We start from the raw sequence: 16,296 nt of genomic DNA on the forward strand, positions 1-16,296 counted from the left end.
CATGACCCCAGCCCAGACCGAGGTGTCGCAGCGGCGCGACACGTCCCAGGACCCCGAGGACCGCGCCCCGGTCATCTCCGTGCGCCGGCTGTGGAAGGTGTTCGGGCCGAAGGCCGACCAGGTGCCGGGCTCCGAGGAGTTGTGCGGGCTCACCCGCCGCGAACTGATGGACCGCACGGGCTGCACCGCCGCCGTACGGGACCTGAACTTCGAGGTGTCGCCCGGCGAGGTCTTCGTCGTCATGGGTCTGTCCGGGTCCGGCAAGTCCACCCTGGTGCGATGTCTGACCCGGCTGATCGAACCCACCGCCGGCGAGATCGTGTTCGAGGGCGAGGACATCCGGGGCGCCGACGCCCGGCGGCTGCGGGAGCTGCGGCGCAGCAAGTTCTCCATGGTCTTCCAGCACTTCGGTCTGCTGCCGCACCGCAAGGTCGTCGAGAACGTGGCGTTCGGCCTGGAGATCCGGGGCATGGGCCGGGCCGAACGGACCAGGAAGGCCATGGAGGTCGTCGAACTGGTGGGCCTCGCCGGATACGAGAACTCCTACCCCGACCAGCTCTCCGGCGGTATGCAGCAGCGCGTCGGCCTCGCGCGCGCCCTGGCCGGCGATCCCGACGTCCTCTTCTTCGATGAGCCGTTCTCCGCGCTCGACCCGTTGATCCGCCGTGACATGCAGAGCGAGGTCGTCCGCCTGCACCACGAGGTCGGCAAGACCATGGTGTTCATCACCCACGACCTCTCCGAGGCACTGAAGCTCGGCGACCGCATCCTGATCATGCGAGACGGCAGGATGGTCCAGTGCGGCACCGGCGACGAACTCGTCGGCGCCCCGGCGGACGACTACGTACGGGACTTCGTCAAGGACGTACCGCGCGGCGACGTCCTCACCCTGCGCTGGATCATGCGGCCCGCCACCCCCGAAGACGCGCTGGACGGACCGGAGTTGGGCCCGGAGGTGGTGGTCCGCGAGGCCACCCGGGCGGTGCTCGCGGCGGAGAAACCGGTCAAGGTCGTCGAGCACGGCAAGCTGCTCGGCATCGTCGGCGACGAGGAGATCCTCGCGGTCGTCGCCGGAGCACCCGTCGCCGGAGCGGTCGTCGCCGGAGCACCCGTCGCCGGAGCGGCCGTCGCGGGACAGGAAGGCGGCGCCTGATGGCCGCCGTCGCCGACGCGGCCGTGCCGGTCGCCGCCCTGCGCCACAAGGTGAGCCGCCCCATGGTGGTGGCGGCCGTCCTGGTCGTCTGGCTGGTGCTCTTCACCGTGCTGCGCGGCCGGCAGACGCTGACCCTGGCAGCCGCCGACCTCACCGGACTGCACCGCTGGCTGAACGACGTCAACGACAGCATCGGCGCCAACCGCAACTCCAACCCGGTCTTTCTGTACTTCTTCAATGAGATCCGGCTGGTCATCGACAACCTGGTGACCTTCGTCCAGTCGCTGATCTCCCAGCCCACCGGGTCCCGCCCGGTCCCGCAGGTCGGCTGGCTCGGCGTCGTCGGACTCGCCGGTTATGTGTCCTGGGCCGTGGGCAACTGGCGGGTCGCGCTGCTGGCCGCGGCCGGCTTCACCTTCTTCGGGCTCCAGGGTCTGTGGCAGGAGAGCATGGACACCCTGGCGCTGACGCTGTCGGCGGTCCTGGTGGCCCTGCTCATCGGCATCCCGCTGGGCGTCTGGGCCGGACTCTCCGACCGGTTCAACCGGATCATGACGCCCTTGCTGGACTTCATGCAGACGATGCCGACCTTCGTCTACCTCGCCCCGCTGACCCTGATCTTCCTCATCGGCGGGGCCTCCGCGGTGATCACCACGGTGATCTACGCGGCCCCGCCCGCCATCCGTATCACCGCGCACGCCATCCGCTCGGTGCCGGAGACCACCGTCGAGGCGGCCGACTCGCTCGGCGCGACACGGACGCAGCAACTGCTGAAGGTGCTGCTGCCCATGTCCCGGCGCACGGTGGTCATGGGCGTCAACCAGACCATCATGGCCGCCCTGGCCATGGTCACCATCGCCGCCCTGATCGATGCGCCCGGCCTCGGCAAGACCGTCGTACAGGCCCTGCAGTCCCTCGACGTCGGCACCGCCTTCAACGCCGGACTCGCCATCGTCGTCATGGCCATCGTGCTCGACCGGGTCACCACCGCGGCGGCCGCCCGCACCGGGGCCCGCCGGGCCGGCGGCCCGTTCCTCAAGTGGCGCCGCCCGCTGCTGGCGGCCGGCGGCATCGCGGCCGCCGTCCTGGTCTACCTCTCCCACACCTACGTCTGGGCGGCCGAGTTCCCCGGCGACGGCACCGTCGGCACCCACATCGCGAGTGCCGCCGACACCGCGACCACCTGGCTCCAGGACCATCTCTCCGGCCTGACCAACGCGCTGCGGGACGCCCTCACCAACGGCCTGCTCAACCCGTTCCAGACGCTGCTCACGGACTCCCCGTGGTGGCTCGTCGGCGCCACCCTGGTCGCGCTCGGCGCGGTCCTCGGCGGCTGGCGGGCCGGGGTGACGGCGGGCGCCTGCGTCGGGCTGCTGGTCGGCACCGGCCTGTGGTCGGACAGCATGACCACGTTGGCCTCGACGGCCGTGGCCACCGTGCTGGTGATGCTGCTCGGCGTCGTTTTCGGCGTGTGGATGGGACGCAGTGCGCCGGCGGACCGGCTGATCCGGCCTGCCCTGGACGCCGCCCAGGTCATGCCGCCCTTCGTCTACCTCGTGCCGTTCCTGGCGCTCTTCGGCGCCACCCGCTTCACGGCGATCGTCGCGGCCGTCGTCTACGCGGCACCCGTAGCGATCAAGATCATCGCGGACGGGGTGCGGAACGTGTCCGAGTCCACCGTGGAGGCGGCCACCTCGGCCGGGTGCAACACCTGGCAGATCATCACCAAGGTTCAGCTGCCGATGGCACGCGGCGCCCTCACCCTCGCGACCAACCAGGGCCTGATCTACGTGCTGTCGATGGTTGTGGTGGGCGGCCTGGTAGGCGCGGGCGCCCTCGGCTACGACGTCGTGGCCGGTTTCTCGCAGGGCGAGTTGTACGGCAAGGGGCTGGCGGCGGGGCTCGCCATCGTCCTGCTCGGAGTCATGTTCGACCGGATCACTCAGGCTGCGGCGCGACGCACCCGGGCATAAGGAGCACCGACACCATGGCACAACACTGGCGCATAGGCGCGGCCGGCCTGGCCGTCCTCGGCCTCACCCTCACGGCCTGCGGCGGGGCGAAGGTCGGCGAGAGCAGTTCCGCCGGCTCGAAGTCCGCGGACGGCAAGTGCGGCACCTTCAACCTGGCCGTCAACCCGTGGGTGGGCTACGAGGCGGACGCGGCGGTCGTCGCGTACGTCGCGGAACACGACCTCGGCTGCACGGTGGAGAAGAAGGACCTCAAGGAGGAGATCGCCTGGCAGGGCTTCGGCACCGGCGAGGTCGACGCCATCCTGGAGAACTGGGGCCACGACGATCTGAAGAAGAAGTACATCACCGGGCAGAAGACGGCCGTCGAGGCCGGCTCGACCGGCAACAAGGGCGTCATCGGCTGGTACGTCCCGCCGTGGCTGGCCAAGGCGCACCCGGACATCACGAAGTGGCAGAACCTCGACAAGTACGCCGCCGAGTTCAAGACGTCCGAGTCGGGCGGCAAGGGCCAACTGCTCGACGGCGACCCGTCGTACGTCACCAATGACGCCGCCCTGGTGACGAACCTGAAGCTGGACTTCAAGGTGGTGTACGCGGGCAGCGAGACCGCGCTCATCCAGGCCTTCCGGACCGCCGAGAAGAACAAGCAGTGGCTCATCGGCTACTTCTACGAACCGCAGTGGTTCCTCTCCGAGATACCGCTGGTGAAGGTGGACCTGCCCAAGTACACGACAGGCTGTGACGCCGACGCGGCGAAGGTCGCCTGCGACTACCCCGTCTACGACCTGGACAAGATCGTCAGCGCGAGTTTCGCCAAGTCGGGCAGTCCCGCCTACGACCTGGTGAAGAAGTTCAACTGGACCAACGACGACCAGAACACCGTGGCCAAGTACATCGCGGTGGACAAGATGTCCGACGACGCGGCCGCCAAGAAGTGGGTCGACGCCAATCGCGAGAAGGTCGAGGCCTGGTTGAAGTAGAGGGGGAGTCAAAAGGCCGGTCCAGTACGCCCGGTGGGCGGTGCGCAACTGTGCGCACCGCCCGCCGGGCGTTGCCCTTTGTCTCCTGCCTTCCGGCCATTTCCCGACGTCACCGGGCCCCTTGACACCCCTCCTCGACGACGGGCACATTGAGTTGCGCAGCCTGAATCACGTTGCGCACGAAGCAACTGCACCGGTCTCAAGTTCGGAGGTTGGGCGATGGCGGGACCCCGAGTGGTCATCATCGGAGCGGGCGTCGTGGGAGCCGCCCTCGCGGACGAGATCTCCGCACGCGGCTGGACCGAGGTGACCGTGGTCGACCAGGGCCCCCTCCCGGCCACCGGAGGATCCTCCTCGCACGCCCCCGGCCTGGTCTTCCAGACCAACCCGTCGAAGACCATGACGGAGCTGGCCCGCTACACCGTCGAGAAGTTCTGCTCCCTCGACGTGGACGGCAAGCCCTGCTTCCTCCAGGTCGGCGGCCTCGAAGTGGCCACCACCCCCGAACGCCTCGCCGAACTCCACCGCCGCCACGGCTGGATCACCGCCTGGGGAGTCGAAGCGCACCTGTTGAGCGCCGACGAGTGCGTGCGGCGCCACCCGCTGGTGAACCGTGACCGGGTCCTCGGCGGCCTCCTCGTTCCCACCGACGGCATCGCCAAGGCCGTGCTCGCCGTCGAGGCCCAGATCCGCCGCGCCACCGAGCGCGGCGTCCGCTTCCTGGCCCGCCACGAGGTCCTCGACGTCCGCCAGAGCGAGGGCCGCGTCACCGGTGTCCTGACCGACCAGGGCGAACTCCCCGCCGACATCGTCGTCTGCTGCGCCGGCATCTGGGGCCCGAAGATCGCCCGCATGGTCGGCATGAACCTCCCGCTCACCCCGCTCGCCCACCAACTCGCCTGGACCGGCCCGGTTCCCGCCCTCGCAGGCCAGACCGAGGAGGCCGTCCGCCCGATCCTGCGCCACCAGGACGCCGACCTGTACTACCGCGACCGCTTCGACGGCCTGGGCATCGGCTCCTACGGCCACCGCCCGATGCCCGTCTCCGCGGACGACATCCGCTCCGTCGACGAGGCCGAACAGATGCCCTCCGTCCTGAAGTTCACCGAGGAGGACTTCGAGGACGCCTGGACCGAGACCCGGTCGCTGCTCCCCGCGACCCGTGAGGCCAAGGTCGAGGAGGGCATCAACGGCCTGTTCTCCTTCACCACCGACGGCTACCCGCTGCTCGGTCAGTCCCCGGACGTCAAGGGCTTCTGGGTCGCCGAGGCGGTCTGGGTCACCCACTCCGCGGGCGTCGGCCGGGCCGTCGCCGAATGGCTGGTGGACGGCCACTGCTCGTCCTTCGACCTGCACGAGTGCGACATCAACCGCTTCGAACCCCACCAGCTCGCCCCCGAGTACGTCCTGGCCCGCGACTGCCAGAACTTCGCCGAGGTCTACGACATCCTCCACCCCCTCCAGCCGTCCGGGAAGCCGCGCCCGATCCGCACCAGCCCCTTCCACGCCCGCCAGCAGGAACACGGCGCGTTCTTCCTGGAGGCGAACGGCTGGGAGCGACCCCAGTGGTACGAGGCCAACGCGGGCCTGGTTGAAGGCCGTTCGATCCCCACCCCCAACGACTGGGCCGCCCGCTACTGGTCGCCGATCGTCGGCGCCGAGGCCCAGGCCACCCGCGAGACCGTCGCGATGTACGACATGACCGCCCTCAAGCGCCTGGAGGTCACCGGCCCCGGCGCCGCCGACTTCCTGGAGGGCCTGGTCACCGGCAAGGTCGCCAAGTCCGTCGGCTCGGTGACGTACACCCTGCTCCTCGACCACGACGGGGGCATCCGCAGCGACATCACCGTGGCCCGCCTCGCCCGCGACCTCTTCCAGGTCGGCGCCAACGGCAACCTGGACCTCGACTGGTTCACCCGCCACCTCCCCGCCGACGGACGGGTCCAGGTCCGCGACATCACCCCCGGCACCTGCTGCGTCGGTCTGTGGGGCCCGCTCGCCCGCGAGGTCCTCCAGCCCCTCACCGACGAGGACTTCTCCAACGAGGGCCTCAAGTACTTCCGCGCCAAGAGTGCCTATATCGGCTCGGTGCCGGTCACCGCGATGCGGCTGTCCTACGTCGGCGAACTCGGCTGGGAGCTGTACACCACCGCCGATCAGGGCCAGAAGCTCTGGGACACCCTCTGGCGGGCGGCCCAGCCGCTCGGCGGGATCATCGCGGGCCGCGGTGCCTTCAACAGCCTCCGCCTGGAGAAGGGTTACCGCTCCTTCGGCACCGACATGACCTACGAGCACGACCCCTACGAGGCCGGCGTCGGCTTCGCCGTCAAGCTCGACAAGGACGACTTCGTCGGCAAGGCCGCGCTGGAGCGGCGCAGGACGGACGTGCGGCGCCGGCTGAGCTGCCTCACCGTCGACGACCCACGGGCCGTCGTCATGGGCAAGGAGCCTGTGTACGACGGTGAGCGCGCGGTCGGTTACGTGACCAGCGCGGCCTACGGCTACACGATCGGGAAGGGGATCGCGTACGCGTGGCTGCCGACGGAGCTGGCGGTGCCTGGGACCGGCGTGGAGATCGGGTACTTCGACCAGCGTGTGGTGGCGATGGTGGCCGAGGAGCCGTTGTTCGATCCGGGGATGAGTCGGCTCCGTGGGTGAGGGATCGGAGAGGAGTGCCGCGATGTGTCGTCGGTCGGCTGCGGGTGCTTCGTGGCTGGTCGCGCAGTTCCTCCCCCAGCCTTCGGCCGGGGGTACCCCCAGCGCCCCTTCGGGGCGCTGAGGCCGTCGAAAGGATCGCGAACCCCGCATGAACGCGCTGAACACGCCCCTGGCCGAGCTGGACCCCGAGGTGCACGCCGCGCTCCGCGCCGAGCTGCACCGCCAGCAGTCCACCCTGGAGATGATCGCCTCCGAGAACTTCGCGCCCACCGCCGTGATGGAGGCGCAGGGGTCGGTCGCCACCAACAAGTACGCCGAGGGCTATCCCGGCCGCCGCTACTACGGCGGCTGCGAACACGTCGACGTCACCGAGCGGCTGGCGATCGAACGCGTCAAGTCGCTCTTCGGCGCGGGCTTCGCCAACGTCCAGCCGCACTCCGGCGCCCAGGCCAACACAGCCGTCTTCTTCGCTCTGCTCAAGCCCGGCGACACCGTCCTCGGCCTCGACCTGGCGCACGGCGGCCACCTCACCCACGGCATGCGCCTCAACTACAGCGGCAAGATGCTCGACATCGTGCCGTACCACGTCTCCGAGGCGGACAACCTCGTGGACCTGGACGAGGTGGCGCGGCTCGCCAAGGAACACCGCCCGAAGATGATCATCGCGGGCTGGTCGGCGTACCCGAGGCAGCTGGACTTCGCGGCCTTCCGGCGGATCGCCGACGAGGTCGGTGCCCTCCTCATGGTCGACATGGCGCACTTCGCCGGTCTGGTGGCGGCCGGACTGCATCCCAGCCCCGTCCCGCACGCCCACGTGGTGACCACGACCACGCACAAGACCCTCGGCGGACCGCGCGGCGGGGTCATCCTCACCGACGACGCCGGCCTCGCCAAGAAGATCAACTCGGCGGTGTTCCCCGGCATGCAGGGCGGCCCGCTGGAACACGTCATCGCTGCGAAGGCCGTCTCCTTCAAGGTCGCGGCAACACCCGAGTTCGCCGAACGCCAGGCCCGCACCCTGGCCGGCGCCCGCATCCTCGCCGAGCGCCTCACCCGCCCCGACGCCGCCGCGGCCGGAGTGCGGGTGCTGACCGGCGGCACGGACGTCCACCTGGTCCTCGTCGACCTCCGGAACTCGCCCCTGGACGGCCGGCAGGCCGAGGACCTCCTCCATACGATCGGCATCACCGTCAACCGCAACGCCGTCCCCTTCGACCCACGGCCGCCCATGGTCACCTCCGGCCTGCGGATCGGTACCCCCGCACTGGCCACCCGGGGCTTCACCGGGGCCGACTTCGCCGAGGTGGCCGATGTGATCGCCCTCGCCCTCCAGCCCGACCCGGACGTGTCCGCCCTGCGCGTCCGCACCGAGGCCCTCGCCGCCGAGCACCCGCTCTACCCGCACCTCTCGCACGACGGAGACGTCCGATGAGCCCCCGCACCCGCCCCCTACGCCCTGCGGGCGTGGGGGGACCCCCAGGCGCCGACCTCCCCGACCACCCGGACTTCCTCTGGCGCACCCCCGAGCCGAAGCGCTCGTACGACGTGATCGTGGTCGGCGGCGGCGGACACGGCCTCGCCACCGCCCACTACCTGGCCAAGAACCACGGCATCACCAACGTGGCGGTCCTGGAGAAGGGCTGGCTGGCGGGCGGCAACATGGCCCGCAACACCACGATCATCCGTTCCAACTACCTCTGGGACGAGAGCGCGGGCATCTACGAACACGCTCTGAAACTCTGGGAGGGCCTGGAGGAGGAGCTCGACTACCCGATCCTCTTCTCCCAGCGCGGCGTGCTGAACCTCGCCCACAGCCTCCAGGACGTCCGCGACAGCGTCCGCCGGGTCGAGGCCAACCGCCTCAACGGCGTGGACGCCGAGTGGCTCGACGCCGAGCAGGTCAAGGAGGTCTGCCCGATCGTCAACACCTCGCCCGAGGTGCGGTACCCGGTCCTCGGCGGCACCTACCAGCCGCGCGCCGGCATCGCCAAGCACGACTACGTGGCCTGGGGCTTCGCCCGTTCGGCGGACGCGGCCGGCATCGACATCATCCAGAACTGCGAGGTCACCGGAGTGGACGTGGTGGCCGGCCGGGTGGTCGGCGTCCGGACCACCCTCGGCCCGATCGCCGCCGGCAAGGTGGCCCTGTGCTCGGCCGGCCACACCTCCGTCCTCGCCGCCATGGCGGGCGTCGAACTGCCCCTCCAGAGCCACCCCTTGCAGGCCCTCGTCTCCGAACTCCTGGAGCCGGTGCACCCCACCGTCGTCATGTCCAACGCGGTCCATGTGTACGTCAGCCAGGCGCACAAGGGGGAGTTGGTGATGGGCGCGGGCATCGACGCGTACAACTCCTACACCCAGCGCGGCGCGTTCCACATCATCGAGGAACAGATGTCGGCGGCCCTCGAACTCTTCCCGGTCTTCGCCCGCGCCCACGTCCTGCGCACCTGGGGCGGCATCGTCGACGTCAGCCCCGACGCCTCACCCATCGTCGGCCTCACCCAGGTGGCCGGCCTCTACCTCAACTGCGGCTGGGGAACAGGCGGTTTCAAGGCCACCCCGGGCGTCGGCTGGGTCTATGCCCACACCATCGCCCACGACACACCCCATCCCCTCAACGCCCCCTTCTCGCTCGACCGTTTCACCACCGGCGCGCTCGTCGACGAGCACGGCGCGGCCGCGGTGGCCCACTAGGGAGCCCCACCATGCTGCTCATCCCCTGCCCGTGGTGCGGGCCCCGCGACGAGTCGGAGTTCCACTACGGCGGCCAGGCCCACGTCCCGTACCCCGAGACCCCCGCGTCCGTCACCGACGAGGAGTGGGCCCGCTACCTCTTCTTCCGCGCCAACCCGAAGGGCCCGTTCGCCGAGCGCTGGACCCACACGGCGGGCTGCCGCAGATGGTTCAACGCGGTACGCGACACGTCGACGAACGAGATCCTCGCCGTCTACCGGGCAGGACATCCACACCCAGAACCCCTCACCCGCCAGGCAACCACCCCGCAGCCAACACCACCCCCACCATCCCCTCAGACGACGTCGCAGCCGTCTTCGTCTTCCTCGGTCCGTCCGGTGGCGTCGCAGCCGTCTTCGTCTTCCTCGGTCCGTCCGGTGGTGTCGCAGCCGTCTTCGTCTTCCTCGGTCCGTCCGGTGGTGTCGCAGCCGTCTTCGTCCCTCTCAGTCCGTCCGGTGGTGTCGCAGCCGACTCCGCCTCCCTCAGCCCGTCCGGCGTTTGAGGACGCGGCCGTTCAGGCCGACGGGGGGTCTGGGGGCGCAGCCCCCGGCGGGGTCGAAGGGGCAGCGCCCCTGGAGGACGGGAAGGGTAGGGGCGGCGGGGGCGACACACCCCGCGCCGGCACCACCACGGCCCACCCCTACCGCACCCCCACCGGCGGCCGAATCGACCGCACCACCCCCCTCACCTTCACCTTCGACGGCACCGAATACGGGGGCTACCGAGGCGACACCCTCGCCTCCGCCCTCCTCGCCAACGGCGTCATCCAGGCCGCCACCAGCATCAGACTCGGCCGCCCCCGGGGCATCTTCACCGCCGGCCCCGAAGAACCCAACGCGGTCGTCCAGATCGAGGCCCCCTTCCCCGAACCCATGCTCCCCGCCACCACGATCGAGCTCTACGACGGCCTGGTGGCCACCGGCCTCCCCGGCCAGGGACGCCTCGCCACCGACCCCGACCCCGCCCGCTACGACGCCGTACACGCCCACTGCGACCTGCTGGTCGTCGGTGCCGGCCCGGCCGGCCTCGCGGCGGCAGCGGCGGCGGCCACCAGCGGCGCCCGCGTCATCCTCGCCGACGACCAGCCGGAACCCGGCGGCAGTCTGCTCGGCACCGGCGAGCATCCCGGCTGGCTGGCCGCGACACAGGCCCGCCTCGAAGCCGCCCCCGAGGTCCGCGTCCTGCGCCGCACCACCGTCTTCGGCCACTACGACGACAACCACCTCCTCGCCGTCGAACGCCGCACCGCCCACCTCGGCGCCGATGCCCCCGCACACGTCTCCCGCGAACGCGTCTGGCGGATCCGCGCCCGGCACGTCGTCCTCGCCACCGGCGCCCACGAGCGGTCCCTCGCGTTCGGCGACAACGACCGCCCCGGCGTGATGCTGGCCGCCTCGGCCCGCACGTACCTCCACCGGTACGCCGTCCTGCCCGGCCACCGCGCGGTCGTGTTCACCACCAACGACAGCGCGTACGCCGCCGCACTCGACCTCGCGGCGGCCGGCGCGGACATCGCGGCGATCGCCGACACCCGGCCCGAGCCGGGGGAGTGGGCCGAACGCGCCCGCCACGCCGGGATCGAGGTACTGGCCGGACACGCGGTCACCGGCACGGAGGGCGGCGCCCGGCTCACCGCCGTGACCATCGCCCCGTACCAAGGCGGCGGCGGAGAGCGGGAGTTCGCCGCCGATCTGCTCCTCGTCTCCGGCGGCTGGAACCCGGTCGCGCACCTGTTCAGCCAGGCGGGCGGCACGCTCCGCCACGACGAGACGCTCGGCACGTTCGTCCCCGAGGGCTGCCGTCAGGCGGTGACGGTCGCGGGCGCCGCGAACGGGGCTTTCGACCTCGCCACGGCCCTCGCCCAGGGCGCGGCGGCCGGTGCCCGGGCGGTGGAGGCAGAGGGCTATACGGCAGAGCCCCCCGCCCTCCCCGCTGTCGCCTCCCAGCCGTACACCCCGCCCATGCAGGTCTTCACGATCCCCACCGCCACCGGCGCCCCCCGCTTCGTCGACCTCCAGCGCGACGTCACCGTGGCCGACCTGACCCGCGCGACCGGCGCGGGCCTGCGCTCGGTGGAGCACACCAAGCGCTACACCACGGCCGGTACCGCCAACGACCAGGGCAAGACCGGCGGAGTGCTGGCGAGCGGGGTCGTCGCCGAACTCCTCGGCGTGGACGTCTCGGCGCTCGGCCTGCCCACCTTCCGGCCGCCCTACACCCCCGTCTCGTTCGCCGCCCTCGCCGGCCGCGACCGGGGCGCGCTGCACGACCCCGTCCGCACGACCGCCCTGCACGACTGGCACGTCGAGCACGGCGCGGTGTTCGAGAACGTCGGCCAGTGGAAGCGGCCCTGGTACTACCCCCGGGACGGCGAGGACCGGGAGACGGCCGTGTTGCGCGAGTGCCGCGCCGCCCGCGAGGGCGTGGCCTTCATGGACGCCTCCACGCTCGGCAAGATCGATGTGCAGGGCCCGGACGCCGCGCTCTTCCTGGACCGGCTCTACACCAACATGATCAGCACCCTGAAGGTCGGCATGATCCGCTACGGCGTGATGTGCCGCCTGGACGGCATGGTCTTCGACGACGGCACGGTCATCCGGCTCGCCCCGGACCGGTTCCTGGTCACCACCACCACCGGCAACGCGGCGGCCGTGCTGGACTGGATGGAGGAGTGGCTGCAGACCGAGTGGCCCGGCCTGCGGGTGCACTGCACCTCGGTCACCGAACACTGGGCCACCGTCGCCCTGGTCGGTCCGAGGTCCCGAGCGGTCCTCGGCTCACTCGCACCCCGACTGGCCGTGTCCAACGACGACTTCCCGTTCATGGCGTGGCGGGAGACCACCGTCGCCGGCCTCGACGCCCGGGTGTGCCGGATCAGCTTCTCCGGCGAACTCGCCTACGAGATCAACGTGTCGCCGTGGCGGGCCCGCGCCCTCTGGGAGGCGCTGGAGGCGGCGGGGGCGCCGTACGGCATCACCCCGTACGGCACCGAGACCATGCATGTGCTGCGCGCCGAGAAGGGCTATCCGATCGTCGGTCAGGACACCGACGGCACGGTCACCCCACAGGACCTCGGCATGGGCTGGGTGGTGTCCAGGAAGAAGCCCGACTTCATCGGCAAGCGCTCCCACGCCCGCGCCGACACCGCCCGCCCCGACCGCAAACACCTGGTGGCCCTGCTCACGGACGATCCCGGCGCCCTCCTCCCGGAAGGCACCCACCTGGTCGCCGAGAGCGAACTGCCCACCCCGCCCGTCCCCATGCTCGGCCATGTCACCTCCAGCTACCGCAGTGCGGCGCTCGGCCGGACCTTCGCACTGGCCCTGGTCAAGGGCGGCCGGGACCGCATCGGCGAGCGCCTCTACGCACCCGTCGGCGCCCGGCTGCTGCCGGTGACCGTCGCCGGTCCCGTCCTCTACGACCCCGAGGGAGCCCGCCGCGATGGCTGACACCGCCCCGACCTCAGCGCAGCGCAGCCCCCTGGCCGATGCCGCGCACCGGCTCGCCGCCGTGACGCGCTCCTCCCGGGGCGCCATCCGGCTGGCCGAACTCCCTTTCCTGGCCCAGGTGAACGTCCGCCTGGACGCCAAGGGCCCGGCGGCGGACGGGGTCGGCCTGGCCCTCGGACTCCCCCTGCCGCTGGAGCCCGGCACCGTGGTGCACACGGGAGAGGTGACCGCGGTGTGGCTCGGCCCGGACGAATGGCTGGTGGTGGGCCGGCCCGGCACCGAGCGGGAGCTGGAGGACCGGATCCGCTCCGCGGCCGGATCCGAACCGGTCGCCGTCACCGATGTCTCCGCCCAGCGCACCACCCTCCTGGTCGGCGGCCCCCGCGCCCGTGATCTGCTGTCCCACGGCTGCGCGCTGGACCTGCACCCGCGCGCCTTCGGCCCCGGCCGCTGCGCCCAGACGACGCTCGCCCGCACCCAGGTCGTGCTGGTCGCCCGTGCGGAGAGCCGGGCCGGGTTCTGGCTGCTGGTGCGCTCCTCCTTCGCCGGCTACCTGGTGGACTGGCTGCTGGACGCGGCCGTGGAGTACGCCTGAGCGGCCCGGAGCCGAGCCGTCTCAGCGGGGCGGCTCCGCGAGCCGCTCCAGATGGGCCGTGCGTGATGCGGCGGTCTGGCCCTGGACCAGGAGGAACAGGGCCTCCCGCGCCAGGCGCTGGGCGCGGGCGGTGACGGACATCGCCCGGCCGCCGCCCGTCACCACGGCCGCCGTGGTCGCCGTACGCATCAGCGTGAACGCCTCGGCCCGCAGCGCCAGCCGCTCCTGCGCGTGCTCCCGCGGCACCGGATGGTCGGCGAGCGCGTAGGCTCGGCGGCGGACCTCGCCGGCCCGGGCCCGCAGCGGAGCGGCGTACTCGTCGTCGACCAGCTCCAGGGCCGCCGCCGTGATCCCGAAGACGGCGGGGTTGGCGTTGAGGGTCTTCGGCCGGTCCGTCGCCGCCCAGTCCTCGTACGGCGTTCGGAGCGCGACCGCGTCATCCGCCACCCGCAGGCCGTCCAGGTCCAGGGACACCGTCCGGGACGCGGTGAGCGCGGCCAGCCGCATCGGTTCCGATGGGCGCAGGCCCGGCTGTTCCCGCGCCTCGACGAAGGCGAACAGGGCCTCGTCGTCCTCGGTCACCCCGGCCAGCAGCAGCACGTCGTTCAGGCCCCAGCCGGTGTACCAGGGGACGGTGCCGTGGAAGCGCCAGCCGTCTCCCTCCCGCCGGACCCGCACCGGGACACGCGGGTACGACCGCAGATGCGCGTACGCCACCCCGGACAGCAGCTCACCGCGTGCCATCGGTCCCAACAGGCGCTCACGGACCGGCAGTTCGGCCTTGGCCAGGGTCAGTACCGGTGTGTGGTGCTGGGTCTGCACGAACCAGGTCGAGCAGCACGCCCCGGCCAGGATCTCCGCCGTCTCCCGTACCACGGCCGCGGACGCCGCGGAGCCGCCGTACGCCATCGGTGCGTTCAGGCCGAGCAGTCCCGAGCGTCTGATCGCCTCGATGTGGCTCACCGGCACCCCCTCCTGGTCGACGCGCTCCGCGGCGGGGGAGAGGAGACCCTCGGCGAGTTCCCGGGCGCGGACGACGAGCGGATGTGCGGAGATGGTCATGGAGAGGATTCTTTCGGCTGTCCGGGGCGGGGTGTCGATCCGGGGGCCCGCCGTTCGTGTAGAAGGCGAGCACACCCCACGACGACCGAGGAGAACGTCATGAAGCACTACCTGCTCAGCGTGGTCCAGCCGGCCGGCGGCACCCCGCCGCCGCCCGACGAGATGGCCACGATCATGCGCGATGTCGAGGCGTTCAACGACGAGCTGCGCGCGGCCGGCGCCTGGGTGTTCTCCGGCGGACTGCACGGCCCGGAGACGGCCACGATGCTGCGCCCGAAGGACGGTGACGTGCTGGTCACCGACGGGCCCTACGCCGAGGGCAAGGAGTACCTCGGTGGGATCAGCCTGATCCGCGCGGCGGACCTGGACGCGGCCCTGGAGTGGGGACGCAAGGCCGCGCTGGCCACCCGGCTGCCGATCGAGGTGCGGCCCTTCACGGACCAGAGCTGATGGCGGACGCCGCCGACGTCGAGGCCGCCTTCCGTGCCGAGTACGGGCGCGCGGTCTCGGTTCTCGTCCGCTTCCTCGGCGACATCGACCTCGCCGAGGAAGCGGTCCAGGACGCCTTCGCCACGGCGCTGGACCGATGGCCGGAGAGCGGAGTGCCGCCGAGCCCGGCCGGGTGGATCATCACCACCGCCCGGAATCGCGCGCTCGACCGACTGCGCCGCGAGTCCTCCCGGGGCGCCCGGCACGCCGAGGCCGCCCGGCTGTACGCGTCCGACTCATCGGCCGAGGAGGGCCCCGTGCGCGACGAACGCCTCCGGCTGATCTTCACCTGCTGCCACCCCGCGCTCGCCCCGCAGGCCAGGGTCGCCCTCACCCTGCGCCTGCTCGGCGGGCTCAGCACCGCTCAGATCGCCCGCGCCTTCCTGGTGCCCGAGCCCACCCTCGCCCAGCGCCTGGTGCGCGCGAAGGCCAAGATCCGCGACGCGGGCATCCCCTACCGGGTGCCGAAGGACGCCGACCTGCCGGACCGGCTCAGCGGTGTGCTGGCCGTCGTCTACCTGATCTTCAACGAGGGGTACGGCGGTGATCCCGGGCTGTGCGCGGAGGCCGTGCGCCTGGGGCGACTGCTGTACGGGCTGATGCCGGACGAGCCCGAGGTCGCCGGGCTGCTCGCGCTGATGCTACTGGTCGAGGCCCGGCGGCCCGCCCGGCGGCCGACGGCCGGCGAGCTGGTGGCGCTGCCCGACCAGGACCGCGCGCTGTGGGACCGGGAGCTGATCGGGGAGGGGCAGGAACTCGTACGGCGGTGCCTGCGCCGCAACCGGCCGGGGCCGTACCAGATCCAGGCCGCGATCAACGCCGTGCACAGTGACGCACCGACCGCCGAGGCCACCGACTGGGGGCAGATCCTGCGGCTGTACGACCAGCTCACGGCCGTCGACCGGTCTCCGGTGGTGGCGCTGAACCGGGCGGTCGCGGTAGCCGAGGTCGAGGGGCCGGACCAGGCCCTCGCCCTGGTCGACGCGCTCGACCTCGACCGCTATCACGTCCTGCACGCCGTCCGGGCCGACCTGCTGCGCCGCCTCGGCCGTGACGACGAGGCGGTACGGGAGTACGACACCGCCATCGAACTCGCCGACGGGCTGCCCGAGCAGGCGTACCTTCGGCGGCGACGGGCCGAGCTGGTGGCCTGAGGAACGGGTCCCCGGCAAGGTGATCCGGGCACGGCGGAGAGTGGTTCCGG

The 16,296-nt window shown here is 71.7% G+C and carries 11 protein-coding genes; 10 read left to right on the top strand and 1 reads right to left on the bottom strand.

Annotation, left to right across the window (positions count from 1 at the left end):
- The first annotated feature begins 1 nt into the window (after nt 1).
- From AB0N16_RS31730 to AB0N16_RS31765, 8 genes are all read left to right on the top strand, one after another.
- Nucleotides 2-1,153: a glycine betaine/L-proline ABC transporter ATP-binding protein gene (locus tag AB0N16_RS31730; RefSeq protein WP_365802674.1), complete on the top strand. Its 1,152-nt coding sequence runs from the start codon at nt 2-4 to the stop codon at nt 1,151-1,153.
- Nucleotides 1,153-3,126, top strand: a complete 1,974-nt coding sequence (locus AB0N16_RS31735) for an ABC transporter permease subunit (protein ID WP_365802676.1) — start codon at nt 1,153-1,155, stop codon at nt 3,124-3,126. The genes AB0N16_RS31730 and AB0N16_RS31735 overlap by 1 nt, the downstream gene beginning before the upstream one ends.
- Before the next feature lie 14 nt (nt 3,127-3,140).
- Nucleotides 3,141-4,106 carry an ABC transporter substrate-binding protein gene (locus AB0N16_RS31740; RefSeq protein ID WP_365802678.1) on the top strand — a complete coding sequence of 322 codons (966 nt, stop codon included), beginning with the start codon at nt 3,141-3,143 and terminating at the stop codon, nt 4,104-4,106.
- 219 nt (nt 4,107-4,325) lie between these two features.
- Complete coding sequence (locus AB0N16_RS31745; protein ID WP_365802680.1) at nt 4,326-6,764, top strand: FAD-dependent oxidoreductase; 2,439 nt, start codon at nt 4,326-4,328, stop codon at nt 6,762-6,764.
- Between the two features lie 148 nt (nt 6,765-6,912).
- Nucleotides 6,913-8,196 (top strand): serine hydroxymethyltransferase, encoded by a 1,284-nt coding sequence (glyA, locus tag AB0N16_RS31750; protein WP_365802682.1) that lies wholly within the window; start codon nt 6,913-6,915, stop codon nt 8,194-8,196.
- A 32-nt stretch (nt 8,197-8,228) separates the two neighbouring features.
- Complete coding sequence (locus AB0N16_RS31755; protein ID WP_365802684.1) at nt 8,229-9,458, top strand: sarcosine oxidase subunit beta family protein; 1,230 nt, start codon at nt 8,229-8,231, stop codon at nt 9,456-9,458.
- A gap of 11 nt (nt 9,459-9,469) precedes the next feature.
- Nucleotides 9,470-12,946: a sarcosine oxidase subunit delta family protein gene (locus AB0N16_RS31760; protein ID WP_365802686.1), complete on the top strand. Its 3,477-nt coding sequence runs from the start codon at nt 9,470-9,472 to the stop codon at nt 12,944-12,946.
- The gene (locus AB0N16_RS31765) at nt 12,939-13,541 is read left to right on the top strand and encodes a sarcosine oxidase subunit gamma family protein (protein ID WP_365802688.1); all 603 of its coding nucleotides are present in this window, start codon (nt 12,939-12,941) and stop codon (nt 13,539-13,541) included. The genes AB0N16_RS31760 and AB0N16_RS31765 overlap by 8 nt, the downstream gene beginning before the upstream one ends.
- Nucleotides 13,542-13,562: 21 nt before the next feature.
- On the opposite strand, the gene AB0N16_RS31770 is transcribed toward AB0N16_RS31765, so the two are convergent.
- The gene (locus AB0N16_RS31770; RefSeq protein WP_365802690.1) at nt 13,563-14,603 is read right to left on the bottom strand and encodes an acyl-CoA dehydrogenase family protein; all 1,041 of its coding nucleotides are present in this window, start codon (nt 14,601-14,603) and stop codon (nt 13,563-13,565) included.
- A 99-nt stretch (nt 14,604-14,702) separates the two neighbouring features.
- On the opposite strand from AB0N16_RS31770, the gene AB0N16_RS31775 reads away from it, so the two are divergent.
- Nucleotides 14,703-15,053, top strand: coding sequence for a YciI family protein (locus AB0N16_RS31775; RefSeq protein ID WP_365802692.1), 351 nt, complete (start codon nt 14,703-14,705; stop codon nt 15,051-15,053).
- On the top strand, nt 15,053-16,246 hold the full coding sequence (locus tag AB0N16_RS31780; protein WP_365802694.1) for an RNA polymerase sigma factor: 1,194 nt from the start codon (nt 15,053-15,055) through the stop codon (nt 16,244-16,246). The genes AB0N16_RS31775 and AB0N16_RS31780 overlap by 1 nt, the downstream gene beginning before the upstream one ends.
- Nucleotides 16,247-16,296: the final 50 nt, after the last annotated feature.

The sequence above is a fragment of the Streptomyces sp. NPDC051105 genome (assembly GCF_040682795.1).
Taxonomy (GTDB): domain Bacteria; phylum Actinomycetota; class Actinomycetes; order Streptomycetales; family Streptomycetaceae; genus Streptomyces.